The organism is Stutzerimonas chloritidismutans AW-1 (genome assembly GCF_000495915.1).
Taxonomy (GTDB): Bacteria; Pseudomonadota; Gammaproteobacteria; order Pseudomonadales; family Pseudomonadaceae; genus Stutzerimonas; species Stutzerimonas chloritidismutans.
On sequence record NZ_AOFQ01000031.1, the window covers coordinates 24557 to 50255 of the forward strand.

A 25699-nucleotide genomic window follows, 5' to 3' on the forward strand; every position below is an offset into this window, starting at 1 on the left:
GACGAGGGGCTCAGCTTAGGCCCAACTCACGCCAGATACGCATGACAGCGCGGCGCTCGTCGTGGAATTGATCCCCACTCACCACTCCGGGCTGCTTCTGCAGTGATTGCCGGTGCGCTGCGGCGCGGTAGGCCTTGTAGGCATCCTGCAGCAGCCGAACCTCATCGCCGGTCATCAACCCGGCCTGCTCCAACCCATCGAGAATGCGGATGTTATCGGTATAGCGCAGCAGTTCGGGATGCTGGTGCGACCACGCCAAAGCCGCGTATTGCACCATAAATTCGATATCCACGATACCACCGGCGTCCTGCTTGAGATTGAACTCGGCCGCGCCGTCGAAGGCTTGCTCGGCAGTCCCCGCATGTGTCGCGCGGGTCCCGAGGTTCTCGCGCATCTTCGCGCGCATGTCGCTGACTTCGCGACGCAGCGCATCCAGATCACGCTCACGACCGAGCACACCGGCGCGCACCCGTTCGAAGTCGGCGGTCAGCTGCGGACAGCCAACCAGTACCCGCGCACGCACCAGCGCCTGGTGCTCCCAGGTCCAGGCTTCCTGACCCTGGTAGCGCTCGAAGGCGCCGAGGGAGCTGACTAGCAGCCCGGAAGCGCCGGACGGACGCAGGCGCATGTCCACCTCGTACAGCTGGCCGGAGGTGGTCTGGGTGGTCAGCAGATGAATGATGCGCTGACCGAGACGGGTAAAGAACTGCGCGGTGTCGATGGGCTTGGCGCCATTGGTCTCGGCGGCAGGGTCGCCGTCATGGATGAACACCAGGTCCAGGTCAGAACCGTGACCGAGCTCGATCCCGCCGACCTTGCCGTAACCGACGATGACGAAGGCCGGATCGCACAGCGTGCCGTCGCTGCGCCGCGGCTGACCATGACGCGCGACAGTGTGGCGCCAGGCCAGGGTCAGCACTTCCTGCAGAATGGCCTCCGCCAGCCAGGTCAGGTAGTCACTGACCTTCATCAACGGCAGCGTCCCTGCGATCTCCGAGGCTGCGACGCGCAGGCGATGCGCCAGCTTGAAATGACGCAGCGCCTCCATCTGCTGCTCAAGGTCATCCTCGGGAATACGCATCAGCCGCTCACGCAACTCGGCAGCCAGCTCCGGCGCCAGCGGCGGGCTATACAAACGACCGGCGTTGAGCAATTCGTCGAGCAGCAACGGGAACCGCGCGATCTGCTCGGCGACCCACGGGCTGGCCGCGCAGAGTTCGAGCAAGCGCTGCAGCGCGCTGGGATTTTCGGTCAGCAATACGAGATAGGCCGAACGCCGGGCCACCGCCTCGACCAATGGCAGCACGCGCTCGAGCACCAGATCAGGGTCGTCCTGCTCGACAGCCTGCGCCAGCAGACGAGGAATGAAGGCGTCCAGTCGCTCACGGCCGAGACGCTGCATGGTCCTGACCTGACTGGCATTGCGCAGCGCGGCGAGGCGCTGACAGGCAACCTGACCATCACGGAACCCGGCTTCGGAAAGCTGTCGACAGGCAAACTCCTCGTCCCAGTCCTGCTCCCACAGCGGCAGCCACTCGCCGCCGACCAGCGCCTCGCCTTCGGCATTCTCGTCCTCGTCCGGGTCGGCGATAACCTGGTGAAAATGCCAGTCGATACGCCCACGCCAGTGCAACAGCTGCTCGTGGAAGGCCTGCCAGCTGTCGAAACCGAGCATGAAGGCGACCCGCGCGCAGTCGACTTCAGTCTCCGGCAGCATCTGCGTCTGGCGATCGGCGATGGCCTGCAGCGCATGCTCGGTATAGCGCAGAAACTCATAGCCTTCGCGCAGCTCCGTCACCGCTGCACCCGGCAGATAGCCCTGACCTTCCAGGGTAGCCAGCACCTTGAGCAACGGCCGCTGTTGCAGGCTGAGATCGCGCCCGCCGTGAATCAGCTGAAACGCCTGGGCGATGAACTCCACCTCGCGGATGCCACCGGCACCCAGCTTGATATTCGAAGCCATGCCCTTGCGCCGCACTTCCTGCTGGATCAGCTGCTTCATGGTGCGCAGCGCTTCGATGGCGGAGAAATCAAGGTAGCGCCGATAGACGAACGGCCGCAGCATTTCCAGCAGCTCCTTGCCGGCCTGCTGGTCGCCACCGATGACACGCGCCTTGATCATCGCGTAGCGCTCCCAGTCACGCCCCTGGTCCTGGTAGTACTGTTCCAGCGCGTTGAAGCTGTAGACCAGCGGACCAGACGAACCGTACGGGCGTAGGCGCATATCGACGCGGAAGACGAAGCCATCGACGGTGATGGCGTCCAGCGACTTGATCAGCCGCTGACCGAGCCGGACGAAGAACTCCTGATTGTCCAGCGAGCGCTTGGCGCCCACGGTTTCGCCCCCCTCGGGGTACCCGAAGATCAGGTCGATGTCCGAGGACAGATTCAGCTCATGGGCGCCCAGCTTGCCCATGCCAAGGATGACCATGTGTTGCGGGTTGCCGCTGCGACGCCCGGTGGGTATGCCGAACTGCTCGCAATGACGCACATACAGCCAGTGATAGGCCAGATCGACCGACGCGTCGGCGAGATCGGAGAGGTCGCGACAGGTTTCGGCAAGCTCGGCCTGACGGGTCAGGTCGCGCCAGATGATCCGCACCTGCTGGCGCGTCCGGAAGCGGCGCAGGGTCAGCGCCAAGGCATCCTCGCTGTCGCACGCGGCGACCTGCTCGCTCAGTGCGTCACGCATCTCGACCGGCGCGAGCGATCTGTCCAACCAGCCCAGCTCGGCCAGCTGCAGCAGCATCTGCGGATCTCGACTAACCTGTTCGCTGACGAAGTCGCTCGCCGCACAGACCCGGCCAAACGCCTCGCGCTGCTCCACCAGCCAGGCGCGGCAACGTGCCGCAATGGCATCCGACAGGCTGCCGGCAGCAGCGAGGAACGACTCTTCGGCACGACTGACAAAAGGCAGAAGCGAGGGCGGCAATGCAACCAGCGATGGCAGACTCATTGAGGTTTCCTTCACAGCAACACAGTGAAACCGCGCGATTCAGAGCCTCGCAGATGCCTTTCTCAGGAAAATGCCAGCGCCGCTGATCTGTAGTTTTACTACTAAAGAGTATTTCAGGGGGCTGATCCCGACGTCATTTTGTAGTAAAACTACAGACGCCCGGTCCTACCCCCGGCACTCGTCCAAGAACATTACACGCACCGGCCCACAAAGCCGGTCGCGAACAGGCAACCGATTCTGGAAGCCTTTCCGCCATGGAGCAAGCCATGCAAGATCTCGATCCCGTCGAAACCCAGGAATGGCTGGACGCCCTCGAGTCCGTCCTCGACCGCGAGGGTGAAGACCGCGCTCACTACCTGATGACCCGGATGGGTGAACTGGCCACACGTAGCGGCACCCCCCTGCCCTACGGCATCACCACGCCGTACCGCAACACCATCCCCGTTACCCGTGAAGCCAAGATGCCTGGCGACCTGTTCATGGAGCGCCGCATTCGCTCTCTGGTTCGCTGGAACGCACTGGCCATGGTGATGCGCGCCAACCTCAAGGATCCGGATCTGGGTGGGCACATCTCCACCTTCGCTTCCAGCGCGACCCTCTACGACATCGGTTTCAACTATTTCTTCCAGGCCCCAACGGAAGAGCACGGCGGCGACCTGATCTACTATCAGGGGCATGCCTCCCCTGGCATTTACGCCCGCGCCTTTCTCGAAGGCCGCCTGAGCGAAGACCAGATGCTCAACTTCCGCCAGGAAGTCGATGGCAAGGGCCTGTCGAGCTACCCGCACCCGCACCTGATGCCGGACTTCTGGCAGTTCCCGACCGTGTCCATGGGCCTCGGCCCGATCACCGCGATCTACCAGGCGCGCTTCATGAAGTACCTGGAAAACCGCGGCTTCATTCCGAAAGGCAAGCAGCGCGTCTGGTGCTTCATCGGTGACGGCGAGTGCGACGAGCCGGAAACCCTCGGCGCCATTTCCCTGGCCGGCCGTGAGAATCTCGACAACCTGGTGTTCGTCATCAACTGCAACCTGCAGCGTCTGGACGGCCCGGTACGCGGCAACAGCAAGATCATCCAGGAGCTGGAAGGCGTATTCAAAGGCGCCAACTGGAACGTCAACAAGGTCGTCTGGGGCCGCCTGTGGGACCCACTGTTCGCCGCCGACGAAGACGGCCGCATGCAGCGCCGCATGGACGAAGCCATCGACGGCGAATACCAGAACTACAAGGCCAAAGACGGCGCCTATGTGCGCAAGCATTTCTTCGGTGCTGACCCTGAGCTGCTCAAGCGTGTCGAGAGCATGTCCGACGAGGAAGTCTGGAAGCTCAACCGCGGCGGCCACGATCCGTACAAGGTCTATGCGGCCTACCACCAGGCGGTCAACCACAAGGGCCAGCCGACAGTCATCCTGGCCAAGACCATCAAGGGCTACGGCACCGGTGCCGGAGAGGCGAAGAACATCGCCCACAACACCAAGAAAGTCGATATCGACAGCCTGAAGAAATTCCGCGACCGCTTCGACATCCCGGTCAACGATTCGCAGCTCGAAGAACTGCCGTTCTACCGTCCGGCCGAAGACAGCGCTGAGATGCGCTACCTGCGCAGGTGCCGCGAGAAACTCGGTGGCTCGCTGCCGCAGCGCCGGCCGAAGAGTTTCAGCATCCCGACGCCGCCGCTGGACACCCTCAAAGCAGTGCTCGACGGTTCCGGTGATCGCGAGATCTCCACCACTATGGCCTTCGGCCGGATTCTCTCGCAGCTGGTGAAGGACAAGGATCTGGGCAAGCGCATCGTGCCGATCCTCGCCGACGAGGCGCGCACCTTCGGCATGGAAGGCATGTTCCGTCAGCTGGGTATTTATTCCCCGGTAGGGCAGCTGTACGAGCCGGTCGACCGCGACCAGGTGATGTATTACCGCGAAGAGAAGGATGGTCAAATCCTGCAGGAAGGCCTGAACGAAGCCGGCGCCTTCTCCTCGTTCATCGCGGCGGGTACCGCCTACAGCAACTACAACCAGCCGATGCTGCCGGTCTACATCTTCTATTCGATGTTCGGCTTCCAGCGCATCGGCGACCTGGCCTGGGCGGCCGGCGATGCCCAGACTCGCGGTTTCCTGCTAGGCGGCACCTCCGGGCGTACCACGCTGAACGGCGAAGGCCTGCAACACGAGGACGGCCATAGCCACATCCTCGCCAGCACCATCCCCAACTGCCGCAGCTATGACCCCACCTACGGCTATGAGCTGGCGGTAATCATGCATCACGGCATGCACGAGATGATGGAGCTGCAGAAGAGCGTCTACTACTACATCACCGTGATGAACGAGAACTACCAGCAGCCGGCCATGCCGCAGGGTGTCGAGGACGGCATCATCAAGGGCATGTACCTGCTCGAGGAAGCCAAGGGCGACTTCAAGCACCGCGTACAGCTGCTGGGTTCCGGCACCATCCTGCGTGAAGTGCGTGCTGCGGTGGATATCCTCGCCAAGATGGGCGTCGGCTCCGACGTCTGGAGCGTAACCAGCTTCAACGAGCTGCGTCGCGATGGCCTGGCGGTCGACCGCTGGAACCGTCTGCACCCGACCGAGGAGCCGCGCAAGAGCTATGTCGAGCAGTGTCTGGAAGGCCGCGAAGGCCCGGTAGTGGCCTCGACCGACTACATGAAGCTGTTCGCCGATCAGATCCGTCAGTGGGTTCCGTCGCGCGAATACCAGGTGCTCGGCACTGACGGCTTCGGCCGCAGCGACTCGCGCGCCAAGCTGCGTGACTTCTTCGAAGTCGACCGCCGCTGGGTTGCCGTCGCGGCACTGCAGGCACTCGCCGATCGCGGCGCCATCGAACGCACCGTGGTGGCCAATGCCATCACCGAGTTCGGTATCGACCCCGAGAAGCGCAATCCGCTGGATTGCTGATGCTGCGTGCGCACAGGAGAACCTATTGTGAGTGAAACCATACGCGTACCCGACATCGGCAGCGGTGAGGGTGAAGTAATCGAGTTGTTCGTCAAGGTCGGCGACCGTATCGAAGCGGACCAGAGCATCCTGACGCTGGAGTCCGACAAGGCCAGCATGGAAATCCCGGCACCCAAGGCTGGCGTCGTGAAGGCCTTGAAGGTCAAGCTCGGCGACCGCCTGAAAGAAGGTGACGAGCTACTTGAGCTGGAAAGCGAAGAAGGAACTGACAGCGAAGCGCCGGCGCAAGCCGCGGCCGAGCCTGCCGCTGCCAGCACTGGCGGCCCGACTGATGAAGCCGAAGCACCTACGCCTCCGGGAGATGACAATTCTTCGGCCTCCGCCGAGGAAGGCGAGTCGCAGGAAATCAAGGTTCCGGACATCGGCTCCTCCGGCAAGGCCAGCGTGATCGAGATATCAGTGAAGGCCGGCGATACCATCGCCGCCGAGCAACCGCTGATCACTCTCGAGTCCGACAAGGCCAGCATGGAGATCCCCTCTCCAGCCGCTGGCGTAGTCGAGAGCATTTCGGTCAAGGTGGGCGACGAAGTCGGTACCGGCGATCTGATCCTGATCCTCAAGGGTACCGCCTCGAGCAAGCCGGGAGCGGCCAGTGCTCCGACCAGCCAGGCACAAAGCCCGGCCAAGGAGAAACTGACCGAGCAGGCCGCAGAAGCACCGGCCGAAACTGCAGGCGAGTCCGTGGAGGAGGTTCGTATTCCGGACATCGGTTCCAGCGGCAGCGCCAAGGTCATCGAAGTCATGATCAAGGCTGGCGACAGCGTCGAGGCGGACCAGTCGCTGATCACCTTGGAATCCGACAAGGCCAGCATGGAAATTCCGGCGCCCAAGGCGGGCGTGGTGGAGTCGCTGTCGATCAAGGTGGGTGACGATGCCAAGACCGGCGACCTGATCCTGACCCTCAAGGTCCAGGGCTCGGCGCCAGCGAAAAAGGCCGAGAGCAGGCCGCAGGAGGCCGTTTCCCAGCAGCAGGCCGTCGCACCGAACAAGCAGGGCGTACCGGAGGCGAAGGCCGCGGCGACGCCGGCTCCGGCCGTCAGCGGTCCGAGCAAGGCCGGCACCAAGGTTCACGCCGGGCCGGCGGTTCGCATGACCGCGCGCGAGTACGGCGTCGACCTGGCCGATGTTCCGGCCACCGGTCCCAAGGGCCGGATTCTCAAGGAAGATGTCCAGGCCTACGTCAAGAACATGCTGCACAAGGCCAAGCAGGCTCCGGCCGAAGGTGCCTCGGGTGGTGCCGGCATTCCGCCGATCCCGGCCGTGGACTTCAGCAAGTTCGGCGAAGTCGAAGAAGTCGCGATGTCGCGCCTGATGCAGATCGGCGCAGCCAACCTGCACCGCAGCTGGCTGAACGTACCGCACGTGACCCAGTTCGAATCGGCCGACATCACCGAACTGGAGGCTTTCCGCGTCTCCCAGAAGGCTGCCGCCGAGAAGGCCGGCGTCAAGCTCACCGTGCTGCCGTTGTTGCTCAAGGCGTGTGCGCACCTGCTCAAGGAGCTGCCGGACTTCAACAGCTCGCTGGCGCCAAGCGGCAAGGCACTGATCCGCAAGAAGTATGTGCACATCGGCTTCGCCGTGGATACGCCGGATGGCCTGATGGTCCCGGTGATCAAGAACGTGGATCAGAAGAGTTTGCTGCAGTTGGCTGGCGAAGCGGCCGAGCTGGCGGAGAAAGCGCGCAGCAAGAAGCTCTCGCCTGACGCCATGCAGGGTGCCTGCTTCACCATTTCCAGCCTTGGCCACATTGGCGGCACCGGCTTCACGCCGATCGTCAACGCGCCGGAAGTGGCGATTCTCGGGGTATCCAAGGCGACGATGCAGCCAGTCTGGGACGGCAAGGCATTCGAGCCGCGCCTGATGTTGCCGCTCTCGCTGTCCTACGATCACCGTGTAATCAACGGGGCTGCTGCCGCACGCTTCACCAAACGGCTGTCGGAGCTGCTGGCGGATATCCGCACCCTGCTGCTGTAACGGCTGAGCCAAACGAAAAACGCCGCATCCTCTGAAGAAGATGCGGCGTTTTCTATTGTGCAGGGATCACGCGCACCAACTGCTGCGTCAACCCTTCTGCAGATTACGAATCAGAAAAGACAGTGCCTTGGCCAGCTCTTCGGCACCCTGGGGGTCGCGCAGAATGACCAGCAAGGGCAGGCCGTCGATGGGGCTGCTGATCGAACAACTGAACCCTTGCGCAGGACACTGATATTGCAGGTAGGGATCAAGCCCGAATACCGACAGACTGCGGTTGCGTACGGCAACACCGCCGCTGCTGCTGCGGACTTCCTCGCGTATGCGCAACTCGCCAGGAGTGGCCACGCTCAGCTCGTAGAGAAAGTCCTGCGGATTGGCCTGACCAACCTGATAACCCGCTCGCAATGCGTAGGTATCGAGCAATCCGTTACTATGCGCGAGCAGCGCTTCGCGATCACTGCTGGTGAGATAAAGCTTTTTCAATTCAGTGAGATAGCGAGCCGACTCATCCGAGCCGAACTCCACCACTTCACTCGCGATCAGAGGTGTTCCGATCACGCAGAGAACCGAGACCATCACTAACTTTGCAAGCCGACTTGTCAGTCCCTGTCGCATGATGCACCCTTGCCGAAATTAATATTATTTAGCCATCGTCCTTCGCTGGAACGGCGCCTGGAGCACAGGCCAGCCCGACTCCGTGGAGCATACTGGAAGCCAACCGCTCGATGAAAATACATACCGATGCCGCCAGCCGTCTGGCGACCGAGGTTGTGACGCAGTTGCCAGTGCCTTCACGGCTCGGCATGCTGCGTTTCGAGCGCTTGAACGAGTCCAGCTGGACACTGCTTTTTCTCGACCCCGCTTGCGAGCGTTATCTCGGTGTTTCCGCCGGCGACCTTTGCTCCCTGGTCGACGCCCCCTACGCCAGCCTGATGGAGCCCAGCGTCCGTCACCAGCTACACGAAGAGATTCAGCAACAACTGACAGGCCGCAGCCACTATTCAGTCAGCTATCGACTGCACACGCCTGACGGCGTGCAGGACATCACCGAACTCGGCGAAGTTTGCCAGCAGTATGGTCGCGAGCTGCTCAGGGGCTATCTGATGCCCGGACGCCAGCCTGAATCGGATCAGGATCTCAGGGCGCAGAACGCCCGACTGCGCACGGCGCTGCAGCAACATCAGCAAGCCCAAGACGAACACATCGAGCACATGCTGCGTTCGCGCACCCAGCAGAGCCTGATCGTCAGGCTGGCTCGGCATCGCTACGGCTCCGCCAATCCGGAACTGGAAGCGGCACAGCTGATCACTCAGGCCGCCTGCGAAGTGTACGAGCTGAACCGCGCGACAATCTGGCATCTGGACGGCACGCGCCTGGAGCCAGTGTCGTGCTACCGACTCGACAGCGACCATTACGAAACGCCCTCAGCCCTGGAACTCGCACCGTTTCCCCGCTACTTGCAGGCGCTGCAGAGCGGTCGCGCCGTCGATGCGCAGGACGTGTCCCAGGATCACCGCACCTGCGAACTTGACCAGCTTATCTATCGCCCGCAGGGCGTTCGCTCGATCCTGGACGCCAGCATTCGAGTCGGTGGGGAGGTAATCGGCGTTCTCAGCCTGCAACACACAGGCAAACCGCGCGCATGGCAGGCCGACGAGATCGCCTTCGCCGGCGAGCTGGCCGATCAGTATGCGCAGGTGCTGGCCAATCAGCAGCGGCTCAGCGCAACCCATATGCTCGGCCTGTTCCAGCGCGCCGTGGAACAGAGCGCCAGCGCCTTCATCCTGGTCGACCGAGAAGGCCGGGTGGAATATGTGAATCCGGCATTCACCGTCATCAGCCAGTTTTCCTCAGCCGAGGTACGCGGTCAGCGTCTGGCCGATCTGAAGGCTCTGGAAAACCTCGGCGAGCTGCTGTTCGACACCTCTTCGGTACTTGCCCACAGCAACAGCTGGCAGGGCGAGTTCCGCTCCCGACGCAAGAACCTCGAGCCGTACTGGGGTCAGCTTTCCATCTCCAAGGTCTTCAATGAAGAAGGCGCGCTGACCCACTACATCGGCATCTACGAGGACATCACCCGCAGCAAACTGGCGCATCAGCATATCGAGCGCCTGGCCTACACCGACAACCTGACCAACCTGGGCAATCGCCCGTACTTCATTCGCAGCATCGAGGAGCGCTTTGCCGCCGGGGCCGAGCCCAGGCTCTGCCTGTTGCTGGTGGACATCGACAACTTCAAGCGCATCAACGACAGCCTCGGCCACCAGACCGGCGACAAGCTGCTCACCAGCCTTGCCCGGCGACTGCGCAACGGACTCAGCCAGCAGGCCGTACTGGCACGCTTTGCCAGCAACGAGTTCGCCCTGCTGTTCGATGACAAGGGACTGGACGAAGGCGTCCGCCTGGCAGACCAGGTGCTGCGCATCCTCGATAAGCCGCTATTCGTCGACAAGCAGCTGATCAGCGTCAGCGGGTCCCTGGGGCTGGCGTGCTCGCCCCAGCACGGGCGTGACCCGGAAACGCTGATGAAGCATGCCGGGCAAGCGCTGCACAAGGCCAAGGCGAACGGCAAGAACCAGGTGCAGATATTCACCGAAGCCCTGCATGCCGAAGCCAACTACAAGCTGTTCGTCGAGAACAACCTGCGCCGTGCGCTGCTGCAGAACGAGTTGGAAGTGTTCTACCAGCCCAAGCTATGCCTGCATACCGGCCGGCTGCAGGGGCTGGAAGCGCTGCTGCGCTGGAACCATCCGGAAAAGGGCATGATCCGCCCGGATCAGTTCATCAGCGTCGCGGAAGAAACCGGGCTGATCATCCCGATCGGCAAGTGGGTCGCGCGGGAGGCGTGCCGGATGGGCGTCACCCTGTCAGCGCTAGGCCTTGGCACGCCCCAGATCGCAATCAACCTTTCACCCAAGCAGTTCTCGGATCCGGATCTGCTTGGCACGATCGCCGCAATTCTGCTCGAAGAGCAACTTCCCGCCGCGCAGCTGGAGCTGGAGCTGACAGAAAGCCTCCTGCTCGAAGCAACCGAGGAAACCCGACAGCAGCTGATCGGCCTCAAGGCGCTCGGCCTGACGCTGGCCATGGACGACTTCGGCACGGGGTATTCCTCGCTGAGCTACCTGAAGAAATTCCCCATCGACGTGATCAAGATCGATCGCAGCTTTATCAAGGACATCCCGGGCAACCAGGACGACGTGGAGATCACCTCGGCAGTGATCGCCATGGCCCGCAAGCTGCACCTGAAGGTCGTCGCTGAAGGAATCGAAACACCGGAGCAGCTGAAATTCCTGCGTCGTCATCGCTGTGATATCGGTCAGGGCTACCTGTTCGACAAGCCGATCCCCGGCAACATCCTGACCGAGGCTCTGCGCCGCTACCCCCAATGGTGCTGAGTGCCAGCCGTTTGCGCAGAACTCTGCGACGCGTGGTAGCCGTGGCGCTTTCACTGGCTCCCGGGCTTTTGTAGCCTAGCTTGTCAGCCACCTTCCCCGCTCGAGGCTCGCATGTCGCTACGCTCGCAGATTCTGATCAACAAACAGGCACTGCCCACCGCCGAGCAGGCCTTGCCCGGCCGCTCGACACCCGTACCGGTCCCCCCCGCCCACTACGTCAATGGCAACCCGCTGCAGCCACCCTTTCCAGCAGGCCTTTGCCAGGCGGTGTTTGGCATGGGCTGCTTCTGGGGAGCGGAACGCCGGTTCTGGGAGCAGCCGGGAGTGTGGACAACGGCTGTCGGCTATGCCGGAGGCCTGACCCCGAACCCGACGTACGATGAAGTCTGTTCCGGGCTTACCGGGCATACGGAGGCGGTACTGGTGGTCTTCGATCCTCAGCAGATCGACTACGGCACGCTGCTACGCGTTTTCTGGGAGGCACACAACCCGACCCAGGGGATGCGGCAGGGTAACGATGTCGGCAGCCAGTACCGTTCGGCGATCTACTGCATGGATGCACAGCAGCGCCGCGAGGCAGAGGCAAGCCGTGAACGTTTCCAGCGACAACTAAGCGCAGCGGGCTTTCCGGCCATCACCACCGAGGTAGACGATGCACCGCCGTTCTACTACGCAGAGGCCTATCACCAGCAGTATCTGGCAAAGAATCCTGGGGGATATTGCGGGCTTGGTGGGACCGGTGTGTGCCTGCCGAATTGATGCCGGAACAGTCGGGCTAAGCCTAAGCGGTCGCAAGGCCGCCTGAATGACTGACTGCTGGCATAAGAACTAAGCAGAAAAGAAAAACCCCGCCGAAGCGGGGCTCTGCAGACTGAATCCTGACATCCATGATCGCGCGCCATCCTGGCGCCGCTCCCTGTGTGGTCCGTTTTATTGATTTGCGCTTTCCATGCGCCACGTCCTTAAGCAGTAGATTACCGTCAGACCTTGTGAGCCTGTAGTAGCCATTGTGCATCACGCCTTGTAAGCCTTTTCCTACATCGCGTCATCCTTGATGCAGTGCTGTAAGTCCAGGCTTACATGGTGCGGTTTTTATGACCTGAAGGGCGGCTTAATCGTTCCGCGTCATGGCCAAATAATTTCATATTGCCTTTAGATTAAGCCGCGGCTTCTCAGAATTGAGCAGCGTCGAGCAGGTACAGCGACTCGCTTCCGGCCTTGACCGAAGCGCTCAGCGAATGAATTCGCGGCAACAGGCGAGCAAAGTAGAAACGCGCGGTTCCCAGCTTGCTCTGGTAGAAGTCGCCTTCATCCTGTTTGGCGAATGCCGTCGCCGCCATGCGTGCCCACATGTACGCATAAGCGGTGTAGCCGAACACGTGCAGGTACTCCACCGAGGCGGCGCCGATTTCGTTCGGATTCACCTTGGCCTGATCGATAACCCAGGCGGTCAGCTCATCCAGATTGTCCATGGCAGCCTTGAGGGGCTCGGCGAACTCCGCCAGCTCCGGACCGGCATCAGCGATGAATGCGCGAATTTCATCGACGAAGGCCTGATACATGGTGCCACCACTGCCGACGATCTTGCGCCCAACCAGGTCCAGCGCTTGAATGCCGTTGGTGCCCTCGTAGATCTGAGTAATGCGGCAGTCACGCACCAGCTGCTCCTGGCCCCACTCGCGGATGAAGCCATGGCCGCCGAAAATCTGCTGGCCATGTACCGTGGTTTCCAGCCCCATGTCAGTGAGGAAAGCCTTGGCCACCGGTGTCAGCAGCGCCACCTGCGCCTCGGCTCGCAGTCGCGCCTCGTCGTCGTCACTGAACTTGGCGATATCGAGCTGCAGCGCGACATAACTGGAGAACGCGCGACCACCCTCGTTCAACGCCTTCATGGTCAGCAGCATGCGGCGCACATCCGGATGCACGATGATCGGATCGGCTGCCTTGTCCTGCGCAATCGGTCCGGTCGGTGCGCGGCTCTGGATACGCTCGCGGGCATACTCGATGGCGCTCTGATAGGAGCGCTCGCCAGTCGACAGGCCCTGAATACCGACGCCCAGACGCTCGTAGTTCATCATGGTGAACATCGCTGCGAGGCCCTTGTTCGGCTCGCCGACCATCCAGCCGGTGGCACCGTCGAAGTTCATCACGCAGGTCGCCGAGGCCTGGATACCCATCTTGTGCTCGATGGAACCGCAGGACAGCGAGTTGCGCTCACCCAGGGTGCCGTCCTCGTTGACCATCACCTTCGGCACCAGGAACAACGAGATGCCGCGGGAGCCAGCTGGCGCATCCGGCAGCTTGGCCAGCACCAGGTGGATGATGTTCTCGGTCAGGTCGTGCTCACCGCCAGTGATGAAGATTTTGGTACCGCTGACCTTGTAGGAACCATCGGCCTGAGGCTCGGCCTTGGTGCGGATGATGCCCAGATCGGTGCCCGCATGCGGCTCGGTCAAGCACATTGAGCCGGACCAGACACCGGCATACATGTTCGGCAGGTACTTCTGCTTGAGCTCCTCGCTGGCGTGGGCGTAGATCGACAGGCAGGCGCCGGACGTCAGCATCGGATAGAGGCCGAAGGCCAGGCTGGCGGAGTTCATCATCTCCTCAACCTGAGCCGAGATGACCTTGGGCATACCCATCCCGCCGAACGCCGGATCGCCACCGACACCGACCCAGCCGCCTTCGGCGTATAGCTGATAAGCCTCGCGGTAGCCGGCGGGCGTAGAAACCGCCCCGGCGTCCCAGCGGCAGCCTTCTTCGTCACCGCTGCGGTTGAGCGGCGCGATGCTGTTGGCGGTGATCTTGCCAGCTTCCTCGAGAATTGCATCGGCCGTCTCGGCATCGACCACCTCGGCCAGCGCTGGCAGCGACTGCCAGAGTTTCGGCGCGTCGAAGACTTCATTCAGGACAAAACGCATGTCGCGCAGCGGCGCTTGGTAGTCAGCCATGGCAAGGTTCCTCGCAAGACACTGGGTTGCGGCCACTATGGGCCGTTTCCAGCGAGTCTAACCGAATAACCAGGACAGGATTAAGCGTCTTTTTATGACCAGATAGTTTTGACCAGTCACTATCAATACCGATGCAACCCTAACGCGAATGCTCGGCCATGCGCACCGCGCCGCGGCCACTGCCATGCGCTCGCAAACAGTTTCTTCCTGCTTTTTTTGCACTGTACAGCGCTTGGTCGGCGGCCTTGATCACCTCTTCCGGACTGCGCTGCTCGCCTTGTCGCTCCGCCACTCCGATGCTGATGGTCACCGAGACCTGGTTCGCCGACGCCGCTCCCCGGGCCATACGGCCGCGCCGATCATCCTTCGGCCGATTGTCTGCGTCACGCAGCTGCAGGGCATAAGCCTCCACCGACTGGCGTACCGCCTCGAGGTGCGGCAGGCACTCCTCGATACTGTGCCCAGGAAATACCAGAGTGAATTCCTCACCGCCATAACGATAGGCGCGCCCACCGCCGCCGATCTTGCGCAGCCGGCTGGCAACCATCTTCAGCACCTGATCACCGACGTCGTGACCATAGGTATCGTTGAAGCGCTTGAAGTGGTCCACATCAGCCATCGCCAGCACATACTGCCGCCCCAGGCGCTGCAGTCGCTCATTCAGAGCGCGACGCCCAGGCAGGCCGGTCAGCTCGTCACGAAAGGCCATGAGATAAGCCTCATGAGCGATTGCCGTCACCAGCATCAGCAGCACATGGCTGCTCAGAATGTTGAGGGCGGCATAGCGGCTGAACGTCTGCGGCAGCATCAGCAGAATGCCGAGCAGCGCGATGATCTGCGCCGCATGGGAAGGTCGCGGCTGGCGAAGGTACTGGACGATCAGCAATACCAGCGCCACGAGGAACACCGGATACGCCAGCTGGATGAGCGGTAGCCAGTCGGCCTTGAGCGCGGGCCAGCGAATCACCACCAGCCAGGCATGTAACGCTTCCGGAAACCGCTTTGCCAGCGCCACGGCGACGACGCCGACGGCAAACAGCACGGCGGCACGGGCCAGGCCGTCCTGCGCCAGGTGACTGCGCTCTCGCCACACGCCATACAGGCCGTAAAGCAGCGGCAGTAGCAAGCTGCAGAGATGAAAGGTCAGTGCAGCATCGTCCAGCAGAGTGCCATGCGCCCGGTAGTGATCGGCGTGGATATCGAGGAGGAAATAGGCAAGATAGACGCAGAGCAGCAGAAACAGCTCGCGGATGCGGCCGTACATCATGCAAAGCGCACCGCCGAGCAACAGCAGTACGGTCGGCAGGACGTTATAGAGCGACGTGAAGAACTCGTTCAGCGAAACCTGACGCGCGATGACCTCTCCGCCGAGCAACAGGGCCAATGGCGCGAGAAAATGGCTGAAGCGAGGCGGGACGGTACGCGACACGGCAACTCCGGCATGCTGCCGAGAAAAGCTAGCATTTTGCCTTCTTGCTCCCAGTTGTGCAGCCGAAATACCGGCGAAGATGCGGCAAAAGCAGTACAACGTCTGGATCGGGATCGGGTAGGAGGCGGCCTCACGGCCGCCGTCCTCCCACACCACCGTGCGTACGGTTCCGTACACGGCGGTTCAGGCCATGCGGTTAAGCCGATTGATCGTATCCAGTATCGAGACCAGTCCAAGTCTGTCCCATAGCTTCTTCGGCAGCGCCTGATTCATATGCGGCGCTCCTGAGTTCCACCACGGGCCTCGGCCATTGAAGGCCGACTTGCAGGCACGCTCCTCGCTCAATCCCAGGCGCATCAGGTTGCGCGCCCTCGTAGAGGGCTGCTTCCATTGCCGCCAGATGACACAGCGAAGTTTGTGCCTGACCCAGCCATCCAGCTCTTCCAGTGGACGCTTGCTCTGGCTGAGCTTGAAGTAGCCTGCCCAGCCTCGCAGCACCGGGTTTACCCGCTCGATGACATTCGCCATCTTGTGGCCCCGCACCCCTCGCAGCAGTTCCCTGAGACGGTCGCGCACACGGCGCAGGCTCATGGTTGCCACTCGCAGTCTAGGCAGCGAGTGCCAACTCATCCCATACCCCAGGTAGTCGCATTTCCACGACCCAGCCACGCGACTCTTGTCCCGATTCAGTCTCAGTTTCAGACGGTGATTCAGGAACCGCTCGACACTGGCCAGCACTCGTTCGCCAGCACGCGGACTACGGACATAAATGTTCGCGTCATCGGCATAGCGCACGAAGCGATGGCCTCGCCGCTCCAACTCACGGTCGAGTTCATCGAGCAGGATGTTCGACAGCAGCGGCGAAAGCGGGCCGCCTTGCGGCGCCCCCTCCTGCCGATGGCTGACAACCCCGTCCGACATGACGCCCGCTTCGAGGTAACGGCGGATGAGTCTGAGCACCTGTTTGTCTTCGACATGGCGCTCAACACAGAACATCAGGATGTCGTGGTTGACCCGATCAAAGAACTTCTCCAGATCGAGTTCCACGCAACACCTATGACCCGCCGCCACATGGGTGCGGGCCATCTCGACAGCCTGGTGAGCGCTTCTGCCCGGACGGAAGCCGTAGCTATAGTCCGAGAACAGCGGATCGAAGATCGGCGTGAGCTGTTGCAGCAGGGCTTGCTGGATCAGGCGATCCACGACACTGGGAATGCCCAGTTGCCGCATACCGCCCTGCGGTTTGGGAATTTCGACCGCCCGCACTGCCTGGGGATGGTATTCACCTGCCAGCAGCCTGACCTTCAGGATGGGCCAATACTGTTTCACGTAGCCTGCCAAGTCGGCGACCGTCATGCCATCGGCACCCGGCGCCCCCTTGTTGCTGACCACGCGCTGATACGCACGCTTGAGATTCGCCGGTGCAAGCACCCGCTCCATCAGCGTGTCCGGCTCCGCGTTCATCCACGTCACCGACGCCGCCGATACCTCTGCGCTGTCAGGCGTCATCCTCGGCCTCTGGCCGGGACTCGGGGTGACAGTCTTCTCTTGGAGAAATTTCTGCATTTCGGTTATCGACGAGACGCTGACGCCTACTGGCGGCATGACCTGTTCGGCCCTTGATGGCGTGGTTGACCGCCACTTACTACGGCCTCGGCTGACTTCTGCACGCCCATCCCGTCGCCTCTCGACAATCGGTAGCACAATGGCAAGCGTACAGATCTCCCAGGGTAATTCGCGCGACCTTCCTGCTTATGCCTGTCGGATCTACGTCGCAGCGTTCCGTGCAAGTATCGGGCTTTGGCGATTATGGCCACCTCACCCCGCTGCGCCGCCTCATCCGCTTCCTGTTCGTCAGGCCAGCATTTTGCCTCGGGCTTCCTTCAGATTCGCAGTCGCCCGCGACACCCTTGCCTTCAGCTAACACTTCCCCTTGCCGGGTGTGTAGAGGACTTTCACCTCCAAGTCGCCAGGCTCACCACCACAGTGAACCCGACAGCGCCAGTCACGGCGCTACGCGCCATGCCTGGCGCACCACAAAAAAGCCGCTGCAAAGCAGCGGCTTTTCTTTACAACCTCAACCCGTCAGTAACCGAGAGCGAAGTCTTCCTCAGCCATCTGCATCAGGTTGTCGGCACCGGACAGCATGGCGTCGACATGCATGCGGGTACGCGGCAGGATGCGCTGGAAGTAGAATCGCGCGGTCTGCAGCTTGGCCTTGTAGAACGCCTCCTCGGAGGTGCCCTCAGCCAGTTTCTCGGCAGCAACCCGAGCCATGTCAGCCCAGAAATAGGCGAGACAGGCGTAGCCGGAATACATGCAGTAGTCGACCGACGCCGCACCGACCATTTCACGATCCTTCATGGCCGCCATGCCGATCTTCATGGTCAGCTCGCCCCACTCCTTGTTCAGCTGATTCAGGGGGGTAACGAACTCCTTGATGGCTTCGTTGCCTTCCTGGTTCTGGCAGAACTTGTGCACGATCTTGGTGAAGGACTTCAGCGCCTCGCCCTGGGTCATCAGCACCTTGCGGCCCAACAGATCCAGCGCCTGGATACCGGTGGTGCCCTCGTACAGCATGGAGATACGCGCGTCACGCACGTTCTGCTCCATGCCCCACTCGGCGATGAAGCCGTGACCACCGTAGATCTGCACGCCGTGGTTGGCAGCTTCGAAGCCCACTTCGGTCATGAACGCCTTGGCGATCGGCGTGAGGAAGGCCAGCAGCGTGTCGGCCTGCTTCTTCTGCTCTTCATCCTGGCTGTTCTTGACGATGTCGACCTGCTTGGCGGTGAAGTAGACCATCGCGCGGTTGCCCTCGGCGAACGCCTTCATGGTCAACAGCATGCGACGCACGTCCGGATGCACGATGATCGGGTCGGCTGGCTTTTCCGGCGCCTTGGGGCCGCTCAGCGCGCGCATCTGCAGGCGCTCACGAGCGTACTTGATGCCGCCCTGGAAACCGATCTCGGCATGTGCCAGACCCTGCAGCGCGGTACCCAGACGTGCGGTGTTCATAAAGGTGAACATCGCGTTCAGGCCCTTGTTCGGCGGACCGATCAGAAAACCGGTGGCGCCGTCGAAGTTCATGACGCAGGTCGCGTTGCCGTGGATGCCCATCTTGTGTTCAAGCGATCCGCAGTTCACACCGTTGCGCTCGCCCTTCTCGCCTTCGGCGTTGGGCAGGAACTTGGGCACGATGAACAGGGAGATGCCCTTGGTGCCAGCCGGAGCATCGGGCAGGCGAGCCAGAACGATATGGACGATGTTCTCGGCCATGTCGTGTTCACCGGAGGAGATGAAAATCTTGGTACCGTTCAGCTTGTAGCTGCCGTCGGCCTGGGGCTCCGCCTTGGTGCGCAACATGCCCAGATCGGTACCGCAGTGCGGCTCGGTCAGGCACATGGTGCCGGTCCACTGGCCGGACACAAGCTTGCTCAGATAGGTGTGCTTCTGATCGTCGGTACCGTGGGTAGCGATGGTGTTCATGCAGCCATGAGACAGGCCGGGGTACATGCCCCAGGACCAGTTGGCCTGACCGATCATTTCGCTGATCGCCAGACCGAGGGACTCGGGCAGACCCTGACCGCCGTGGTCGACGTCATGGGCCAGGCTCGGCCAGCCGCCTGCCACGTACTGTTCGTAAGCTTCCTTGAAACCGGTCGGTGTCTTCACGCCCGACTCGCTCCAGGTGCAGCCTTCGATGTCGCCGACGCGATTCAGCGGAGCGAGTACCTGCTCACAGAACTTCGCGCCCTCATCGAGAATCGCGTTGACCATGTCCGGGGTGGCGTCTTCACATCCCGGAAGGCTCTGATAGTGCGCTTCGTAGCCGAGCAGCTCGTCACGTACGAAACGGATATCGCGCAAGGGGGCCTTGTAGTCGGGCATAGCGTAAACCTCAGCGGTGAGTTCTTGTAACAAGCTGACCGGGCGACCCAGCCATCTGAATTCGATTTCGACCGTCGGACTACCAGCCCGAAGGGTCAAACAGGCGTTTGAAACATACGTTTCGACCTGAGCGATGTCAAGCGCGGAACAGGGCACCACTTATCGGCTGAATCAGCCAAATTCAGGTCGAGCGAAGGCCACGCCTGGCGAATTCGGGAACAGGAAATCTGATGTTGCAAAGACGCAGCAAGCCCGGCGCCTGCCGAGCTGACTGGCGGATACGAAGATGCAGGAAGGAGAAAGCGAAGCTGGCCGAGCGCATGAATGACGACTCGAATCAGCAAGGAGAATCGATGAGCGCCGGAGTACGCGATCAGGCCTGGGTATCGATCAGCGTGCCGAGGACTTCGTCAGCGCTCTGGATCATACGGGCACCTGCCTTGGCACTGTGTTCACCGACCTTCAACTGGATTAGCTGCTCGGTGATTTCGGTGACCGCCTGGGAGTTGCCCAGCACTGGCGCGTTGGCGGAGGCAATGGACGAAGCGGCCTGCTCGACGCGCTGCTGACCGCCCTGGTAGGCACTGAGGCCCGCGCCCAGAAGATTATTGGTGATTTGCATGGTGACTCCACGCGCTATCAGGTTGCCAGCATTCAAGCAGATGCCGACACGTACCGCAAGGCGCGAGTCGCCGCAATGCGCGTCCGCTCACACCGGCTGCAACGCGGGCAACGTCAGGTAGCGCGCGACCTGACGCGCCGTTGGCGCAGTGAGGCGAGGCACCTGGCCAAGGCAGGGTGCCGGTAGCAGCTCAGCGAGCGTGGCGAGGTTGTCATCCAGCCGCGACGTGGCAGGGTCGATGATATTCGCCACCCAGCCAGCCAGCGCCAGCCCGTCGCGGGCGATCGCTTCGGCACTGAGCAACGCATGGTTGATACAACCCAAGCGCACCCCTACTACGAGAATGACCGGTAAACCCAGCGCCGCGGGCAATGCCGACAGATACTCACGCGCATTCAGCGGGACTCGCCAGCCTCCCGCGCCCTCGACCAGAGTGACGCCGGCCTGCCGGGCCATTACCGGTTGCACGGCCTCGATCAGACGAGCGACGGTCAGTTCGACACCCGCTTCGCGGGCGGCTATGTGCGGGGCAATGGCCGGCTCGAACGCGAACGGATTGACCGTCGCATAGTCCAGCGCAAGGCTGCACTCGGCCAGCAGGGCCAGCGCATCGCTGTTACGTAAACCCTGCTCGGTCCGCTCGCAGCCTGAGGCGACCGGCTTCACCGCCGCGGTGGACAACCCCGCCAGGCGCGCTGCATGCAGCAGGCCCGCGGCGATAGTGGTCTTGCCAACATCGGTATCGGTGCCGGCAATGAAGAAAGCGCGATGCATCATGGCTCCTTGTGCAGAATGCCGTAGATCACCTGATAGGTCGCCGGAAGCCCCTCGGGACGGCGGAATCCTTCGTAGGCCTCGACCAGCGCGCGGATGCGTGCACGCCCGGTCAGTCCATCCGGGCGACCCGGGTTCAGGTTGTGCGCACCCAGCGCCTTGAGCTCATGGGTCAGCTGGCGCAGATCGGGGAAATGCAGCACTTCCGGGCGCACTTCGAGACTCGCCAATCCCAGACCGCAGCCCCTACACAGCGTCTGGTAGGCCTCCCGCGAGCGGAAGCGGTTGACGTGAGCGAAGCCGTCCACCGCCTGCCAGCTGTCCCGCAGCTCCTGCAGGGTACCGCTGCACAGACTGGTGAAGGCAAAGATGCCGCCCGGACGCAGCACCCGCCGCACTTCGCTCAGCACGCTGGCGAAATCCTCGCACCACTGCAGTGCCAGGCTCGAATAGATCAGGTCGACAGTGCCATCACGCAGCGGCAGCCGCTCGGCGTCACCGGTGACGAAATGCCGTGCGCCGCCCTGCGGCCGTGCATGGCGCAGCATGCCCTCGGCGATATCCAGTGCCAGGCCATCGGCCTCCGGAAAGGCCGCAGCCAGGACGCGGGAGAAGTAGCCGGTGCCGCTGCCAAGATCGAGCCAGCGGCCAGGTTGCCGAGTGGAGGGCAGTCGGGCCAGCAATTGATTGCCAACCTGTCGCTGCAGCGCGGCGACGCTGTCGTAACTGCCCGCAGCACGGGAAAACGATGCCGCGACCTGGCGCTTATCAGGCAACCGCGCCGGCGGACGCTCGCTGAGCGATGCTTCAGTCATCCTCGCCATCACCCATAAACGCCAGCATTGCCGTCGCCACGTCGTCGGCACGCTCCAGCGGCAGGCCGTGGCTGGCATTGGCCAGCACATCGACTTCCACATCCGGCAGACAGGCCAGCAGCGCATCTGCCGCTGACGCCGGCACCAGCGCATCACCATCGGCGAACAGATGCAGCTGTGGCCCCACATAACCTTGCAGCGCCTCGCGGCCGTCCAGCTCGGCGAGCAGACGCAGCCCGGCGGCAGCCACTGACGAAGGCTGCTCGAGCAGGCTAACCTGCAGTTGCCGCGCCAGCGTCCGCGGATCGTAGGCACTGCGGCTACACAGCAGGCTGAAGCGCTTGAGCGTGTCATCCGGCCCGAGTCGGAAGGCCTCCTCGAAGGCATCGAACGCTTCGGCAGGCATCGCCGTCGGCCAGTCGTCACGGCTGCGGAAGCAGGGATTGCTGCAGAGGGTGATCAGCCCCGGACAGTTGTCGCCACGCCGCGCGGCCAATTGCGTCGCCAGCATGCCGCCCAGCGACCAACCGGCGAGCCAGCTGTCGACGGGCAGCCGCGCATCCAGCTCATCGAGCCAGGCCTCGGGGCGATCCAGCGTCGGCAGCGGGGCAATGTCGACCTGCAGCCGTGGCTCGCGGTCGCGCAATAGCTCGGCCAGGGGTTCAAGGGCGGCCGAGCTGAACGCCCAGCCCGGCAGAAGAATCAGTCGATCACGCATCCTCGTTCTCCTTGGGCAACAGGGCCCAGCACTCGGCCAGCGCTTCCAGCAGGCGGTCCAGCTGTCCCTCACTGTGGCTCGCCGTGAAGGTGATCCGCAGCCGTGCGCTGCCGGCCGGAACGGTTGGTGGGCGAATCGCGCCGACCAGGATGCCGCGCTCACGCAGCAATGCCGACAGCCTCAACGCCCGTTCGCTGCTGCCGACCAGCACCGGCTGGATCGGTGTCGGGCTGGCCATCAGTGTCAGGCCGATCTGCACCGCGCCTTCGCGGAAACGCGCCACCAGCCGGTTCAGCTGATCGCGGCGCCAGCCCTCGCTACGTAAAAGCTCCAGGCTTTTCAGTGTGGCACAGGCCACCGCAGGCGGCTGGCTGGTGGTGTAGATGTACGGTCGCGCGAACTGGATCAGCGTTTCGATCAGCTCCTCGCTACCGGCGACAAAGGCGCCTGCGGTGCCAAACGCCTTGCCCAGCGTGCCGACCAGTACCGGAACATCATCCATGCCCAGACCGAAATGCTCGACGATGCCGGCGCCCGTCGCGCCCAGCGGACCGAAGCCATGGGCATCGTCGACCATCACCCAGGCGCCACGCTGCTTCGCCGTGGCACAAATCGCCGGCAGTTCTGCGAGATCGCCGTCCATGCTGAATACGCCATCGGTCACCACCAGAGTATTGCCGCTGGCTTTCTCCAGGCGCTTGGCGAGGCTTTCGGCATCGTTGTGCAGGTAGCGCGAGAAGCGCGCGCCGGAGAGCAAACCGGCGTCGAGCAGGGAGGCGTGATTGAGGCGATCCTGCAGCACCGTATCGCCCTGCCCGACCAGCGCCGTCACCGCAGCCAGATTCGCCATATAACCGGTGGAAAACAGCAGCGCCCGTGGTCGGCCGGTGAATTCGGCAAGGGCTTCCTCGAGCTGGTGATGCGGCGTGCTGTGGCCGATCACCAGATGCGAGGCGCCGCCGCCCACACCCCACTTCGCAGCGCCCTGCTGCATGGCGTCAATCACCTCGGGATGATTGGCGAGGCCCAGATAGTCGTTGGAACAGAACGCCAGCAGGCGGTCGCCATCGACCATCACCTCCGGCTGCTGCGGCGCTTCCAGCAGCGGCCGTTGACGATAGAGATGGGCCGCGCGGCGCTCGGCGAGACGGGCGGAGATATCGAAGCTCATGGGTGCACCGAGAGGAGATGGATGACCACGCGCGGGTCATCCAGCCTGCAAATGGGTTGGCCTGGCCAGCGGCGGATGCGTGCAACCGATGCCGCACTCATCCACCGGACCCGATCATCAGACCGCGGCGTTGTAGAACAGCTTGCTGTCGCGCTGCTCGATCAGCGCCTGCTCGATGGCCGCCTGGTGTACTTCGTCGGCATGCTCGTGGCGCTCTTCCGGCTTGATGCCCAGACGCGCGAACAGCTGCATGTCCTTGTCCGCCTGCGGATTGGCGGTGGTCAGCAGCTTCTCGCCGTAGAAGATCGAGTTGGCACCAGCGAAGAAGGCCAGGGCCTGCATCTGCTCGTTCATCGCCTCACGACCGGCGGACAGCCGCACATGGGATTTCGGCATCATGATCCGCGCCACGGCTAGCATGCGGATGAAGTCGAACGGATCGACGTCCTGCTCTTCGGCCAGCGGCGTGCCCTTGACCTTGACCAGCATGTTGATCGGCACAGATTCCGGGTGCTCCGGGAGGTTGGCCAGCTGGATCAGCAGGCCGGCGCGATCGTCCAGCGACTCGCCCATGCCGAGAATGCCGCCGGAGCAGATCTTCATCCCCGCCTCGCGCACGTAGCTCAGCGTCTCCAGACGCTCACCGTAGGTGCGGGTGGTGATGATGTTGCCGTAGTACTCCGGCGAGGTGTCGAGGTTGTGGTTGTAGTAGTCCAGCCCCGCCGCCGCCAGCGCCTTGGTCTGCTCCTGATCGAGCTTGCCGAGGGTCATGCAGGTTTCCAGGCCCATCGCCTTGACCCCTTCGACCATCTTCAGCACGTAGGGCATGTCCTTGGCCGACGGGTGCTTCCAGGCGGCACCCATGCAGAAGCGCGTCGAGCCGATGGCCTTGGCTTCGGCCGCCGCCTCCAGCACCTTCTGCACCTCCATCAGCTTTTCCTTGTCCAGGCCGGTGTTGTAGTGGCCGGATTGCGGGCAGTACTTGCAGTCTTCCGGGCAGGCGCCGGTCTTGATCGAGAGCAGCGTGGAAACCTGCACGCGGTTGGCATCGAAGTGCTGGCGGTGCACGGTCTGCGCCTGGAACAGCAGATCGTTGAAGGGTTGCTCGAAGAGCGCCTTGACCTCGGCGAGGGTCCAATCGTGACGCGTAATAATAGAGGCGGAGGTGGCGCTCATGGGCATTCCTTGTAATTAATAGCGGCTCGGCGGCCTGGCACGGATGCGGAATGTTTAGCCAAGCTCGATACGCTGTCAACCAGGAAAGGAATCATGGTTTACAACTGGTCAATTAATATACAGCACTGCCTGCTGTGCGATGAACCTTGCGACGGTCACCCACTGTGCGGCCCTTGCGAAGCCGAACTGCCCTGGCTCGATGGCCGGTGTGCAACCTGTGCCGTGCCACTGCCGACACGCGGGCTGGTCTGCGGCGAATGCCAGAAAAGGCCGCCAAGCTATGACCACGTCGAGGTGCCCTGGCGCTTCGCCTTTCCCGTGGATGCGCTGATCACCCGCTTCAAGCACCAGGCGCGCTGGCCATTCGGCCGCCTGCTTGGCGAGCGCCTGGCGCTGCATCTGCAACATGCATTCACCGACGGGCTGCCGCAGCCGGACCTTCTTGTACCCGTGCCGCTGGCACGCCGACGCCTGCGCCAACGCGGCTTCAATCAGGCGCAGATGCTGGCCCAGTGGCTGGGCGGCGCGCTGAAACTGCCGGTCGACGAGCATCTGCTGGAACGCGTCGTCGATACGCCCCCGCAGCAGCAACTGGACGCCGCCACGCGACGGCGAAATCTGCGCCAGGCGTTTTGCCTGGCGCCGGGCAACGACATCAAGGGCCGCCATCTGGCGCTGATCGACGACGTGCTGACCACCGGTGCGACCGCCGAGGCGCTGGCGCGACTGCTCAAGCGTGCGGGTGCGGTGCGAGTGGACGTCTACTGCCTGGCACGCACGCCCAAGCCAGGCGACTGATAGCGGCGGACGCGCGGTTGTTTAAAAGCCCCGGTGCAATACACTGATCGGTCT

General features: G+C 62.7%; 17 protein-coding genes. 5 read left to right on the forward strand and 12 right to left on the reverse strand.

Annotation, left to right across the window (positions count from 1 at the left end):
* Positions 1–10 precede the first annotated feature (10 nt).
* Positions 11–2956: a bifunctional [glutamate--ammonia ligase]-adenylyl-L-tyrosine phosphorylase/[glutamate--ammonia-ligase] adenylyltransferase gene (glnE, locus tag F753_RS35535; RefSeq protein ID WP_023445088.1), complete on the reverse strand. Its 2946-nt coding sequence runs from the start codon at positions 2954–2956 to the stop codon at positions 11–13.
* A 266-nt stretch (positions 2957–3222) separates the two neighbouring features.
* Between glnE and aceE the strand changes: the two genes are divergently transcribed.
* Together aceE and aceF are read left to right on the forward strand one after the other, a co-directional pair.
* Entirely contained in the window at positions 3223–5868 is a 2646-nt protein-coding gene (gene aceE / locus F753_RS35540; protein WP_031297582.1) for a pyruvate dehydrogenase (acetyl-transferring), homodimeric type, read from the forward strand.
* Between the two features lie 27 nt (positions 5869–5895).
* Positions 5896–7902, forward strand: coding sequence for a dihydrolipoyllysine-residue acetyltransferase (gene aceF / locus F753_RS35545; RefSeq protein ID WP_023445208.1), 2007 nt, complete (start codon positions 5896–5898; stop codon positions 7900–7902).
* Positions 7903–7989: 87 nt separating this feature from the next.
* Here the strand turns inward: aceF and F753_RS35550 are convergent, their stop codons facing one another.
* A complete protein-coding gene (locus F753_RS35550; protein WP_014818874.1) occupies positions 7990–8478 on the reverse strand; it encodes a hypothetical protein in 489 nt (162 codons plus the stop codon).
* Positions 8479–8627: 149 nt separating this feature from the next.
* Between F753_RS35550 and F753_RS35555 the strand changes: the two genes are divergently transcribed.
* Together F753_RS35555 and msrA are read left to right on the forward strand one after the other, a co-directional pair.
* Positions 8628–11300 carry a bifunctional diguanylate cyclase/phosphodiesterase gene (locus F753_RS35555; protein ID WP_023445086.1) on the forward strand — a complete coding sequence of 891 codons (2673 nt, stop codon included), beginning with the start codon at positions 8628–8630 and terminating at the stop codon, positions 11298–11300.
* Positions 11301–11411: 111 nt separating this feature from the next.
* Positions 11412–12059 (forward strand): peptide-methionine (S)-S-oxide reductase MsrA, encoded by a 648-nt coding sequence (msrA, locus tag F753_RS35560; RefSeq protein ID WP_023445085.1) that lies wholly within the window; start codon positions 11412–11414, stop codon positions 12057–12059.
* 413 nt (positions 12060–12472) lie between these two features.
* On the opposite strand, the gene F753_RS35565 is transcribed toward msrA, so the two are convergent.
* The 10 genes from F753_RS35565 to bioB all read right to left on the reverse strand — a co-directional run bounded on the left by F753_RS35565 (position 12473) and on the right by bioB (position 24847).
* Positions 12473–14251: an acyl-CoA dehydrogenase C-terminal domain-containing protein gene (locus tag F753_RS35565; protein WP_023445084.1), complete on the reverse strand. Its 1779-nt coding sequence runs from the start codon at positions 14249–14251 to the stop codon at positions 12473–12475.
* Positions 14252–14390: 139 nt separating this feature from the next.
* The gene (locus tag F753_RS35570) at positions 14391–15680 is read right to left on the reverse strand and encodes a GGDEF domain-containing protein (RefSeq protein WP_023445083.1); all 1290 of its coding nucleotides are present in this window, start codon (positions 15678–15680) and stop codon (positions 14391–14393) included.
* 183 nt (positions 15681–15863) lie between these two features.
* Positions 15864–17285: a group II intron reverse transcriptase/maturase gene (ltrA, locus tag F753_RS35575; protein ID WP_017517123.1), complete on the reverse strand. Its 1422-nt coding sequence runs from the start codon at positions 17283–17285 to the stop codon at positions 15864–15866.
* 480 nt (positions 17286–17765) lie between these two features.
* Complete coding sequence (locus tag F753_RS35580; RefSeq protein ID WP_023445082.1) at positions 17766–19571, reverse strand: phenylacyl-CoA dehydrogenase; 1806 nt, start codon at positions 19569–19571, stop codon at positions 17766–17768.
* 373 nt (positions 19572–19944) lie between these two features.
* The gene (locus F753_RS35585; protein ID WP_014818868.1) at positions 19945–20193 is read right to left on the reverse strand and encodes a hypothetical protein; all 249 of its coding nucleotides are present in this window, start codon (positions 20191–20193) and stop codon (positions 19945–19947) included.
* An 87-nt stretch (positions 20194–20280) separates the two neighbouring features.
* Positions 20281–20967 carry a dethiobiotin synthase gene (gene bioD, locus F753_RS35590; RefSeq protein ID WP_023445081.1) on the reverse strand — a complete coding sequence of 229 codons (687 nt, stop codon included), beginning with the start codon at positions 20965–20967 and terminating at the stop codon, positions 20281–20283.
* On the reverse strand, positions 20967–21782 hold the full coding sequence (gene bioC, locus F753_RS35595; protein WP_023445080.1) for a malonyl-ACP O-methyltransferase BioC: 816 nt from the start codon (positions 21780–21782) through the stop codon (positions 20967–20969). Before bioC ends, bioD begins: the two co-directional genes overlap by 1 nt.
* Positions 21775–22500 (reverse strand): alpha/beta fold hydrolase, encoded by a 726-nt coding sequence (locus tag F753_RS35600; protein ID WP_023445079.1) that lies wholly within the window; start codon positions 22498–22500, stop codon positions 21775–21777. The genes bioC and F753_RS35600 overlap by 8 nt, the downstream gene beginning before the upstream one ends.
* Entirely contained in the window at positions 22493–23671 is a 1179-nt protein-coding gene (gene bioF, locus F753_RS35605; protein WP_023445078.1) for an 8-amino-7-oxononanoate synthase, read from the reverse strand. The genes F753_RS35600 and bioF overlap by 8 nt, the downstream gene beginning before the upstream one ends.
* Before the next feature lie 117 nt (positions 23672–23788).
* Positions 23789–24847 carry a biotin synthase BioB gene (gene bioB / locus F753_RS35610; RefSeq protein WP_023445077.1) on the reverse strand — a complete coding sequence of 353 codons (1059 nt, stop codon included), beginning with the start codon at positions 24845–24847 and terminating at the stop codon, positions 23789–23791.
* A gap of 93 nt (positions 24848–24940) precedes the next feature.
* Here bioB and F753_RS35615 point away from each other — a divergent pair, with 93 nt between their 5' ends.
* The gene (locus F753_RS35615; protein WP_023445076.1) at positions 24941–25645 is read left to right on the forward strand and encodes a ComFC family protein; all 705 of its coding nucleotides are present in this window, start codon (positions 24941–24943) and stop codon (positions 25643–25645) included.
* Positions 25646–25699 lie beyond the last annotated feature (54 nt).

What these genes read in the sequence shown, in the direction of transcription:
- glnE (WP_023445088.1), bottom strand. Translation starts at nt 2,956, where the DNA reads ATGAGTCTGCCATCGCTGGTTGCATTGCCGCCCTCGCTTCTGCCTTTT.
- aceE (WP_031297582.1), top strand. Translation starts at nt 3,223, where the DNA reads ATGCAAGATCTCGATCCCGTCGAAACCCAGGAATGGCTGGACGCCCTC.
- F753_RS35550 (WP_014818874.1), bottom strand. Translation starts at nt 8,478, where the DNA reads ATGGTCTCGGTTCTCTGCGTGATCGGAACACCTCTGATCGCGAGTGAA.
- F753_RS35555 (WP_023445086.1), top strand. Translation starts at nt 8,628, where the DNA reads ATGAAAATACATACCGATGCCGCCAGCCGTCTGGCGACCGAGGTTGTG.
- msrA (WP_023445085.1), top strand. Translation starts at nt 11,412, where the DNA reads ATGTCGCTACGCTCGCAGATTCTGATCAACAAACAGGCACTGCCCACC.
- F753_RS35565 (WP_023445084.1), bottom strand. Translation starts at nt 14,251, where the DNA reads ATGGCTGACTACCAAGCGCCGCTGCGCGACATGCGTTTTGTCCTGAAT.
- ltrA (WP_017517123.1), bottom strand. Translation starts at nt 17,285, where the DNA reads ATGCCGCCAGTAGGCGTCAGCGTCTCGTCGATAACCGAAATGCAGAAA.
- F753_RS35580 (WP_023445082.1), bottom strand. Translation starts at nt 19,571, where the DNA reads ATGCCCGACTACAAGGCCCCCTTGCGCGATATCCGTTTCGTACGTGAC.
- F753_RS35585 (WP_014818868.1), bottom strand. Translation starts at nt 20,193, where the DNA reads ATGCAAATCACCAATAATCTTCTGGGCGCGGGCCTCAGTGCCTACCAG.
- bioD (WP_023445081.1), bottom strand. Translation starts at nt 20,967, where the DNA reads ATGCATCGCGCTTTCTTCATTGCCGGCACCGATACCGATGTTGGCAAG.
- bioC (WP_023445080.1), bottom strand. Translation starts at nt 21,782, where the DNA reads ATGACTGAAGCATCGCTCAGCGAGCGTCCGCCGGCGCGGTTGCCTGAT.
- F753_RS35600 (WP_023445079.1), bottom strand. Translation starts at nt 22,500, where the DNA reads ATGCGTGATCGACTGATTCTTCTGCCGGGCTGGGCGTTCAGCTCGGCC.
- bioF (WP_023445078.1), bottom strand. Translation starts at nt 23,671, where the DNA reads ATGAGCTTCGATATCTCCGCCCGTCTCGCCGAGCGCCGCGCGGCCCAT.
- bioB (WP_023445077.1), bottom strand. Translation starts at nt 24,847, where the DNA reads ATGAGCGCCACCTCCGCCTCTATTATTACGCGTCACGATTGGACCCTC.
- F753_RS35615 (WP_023445076.1), top strand. Translation starts at nt 24,941, where the DNA reads ATGGTTTACAACTGGTCAATTAATATACAGCACTGCCTGCTGTGCGAT.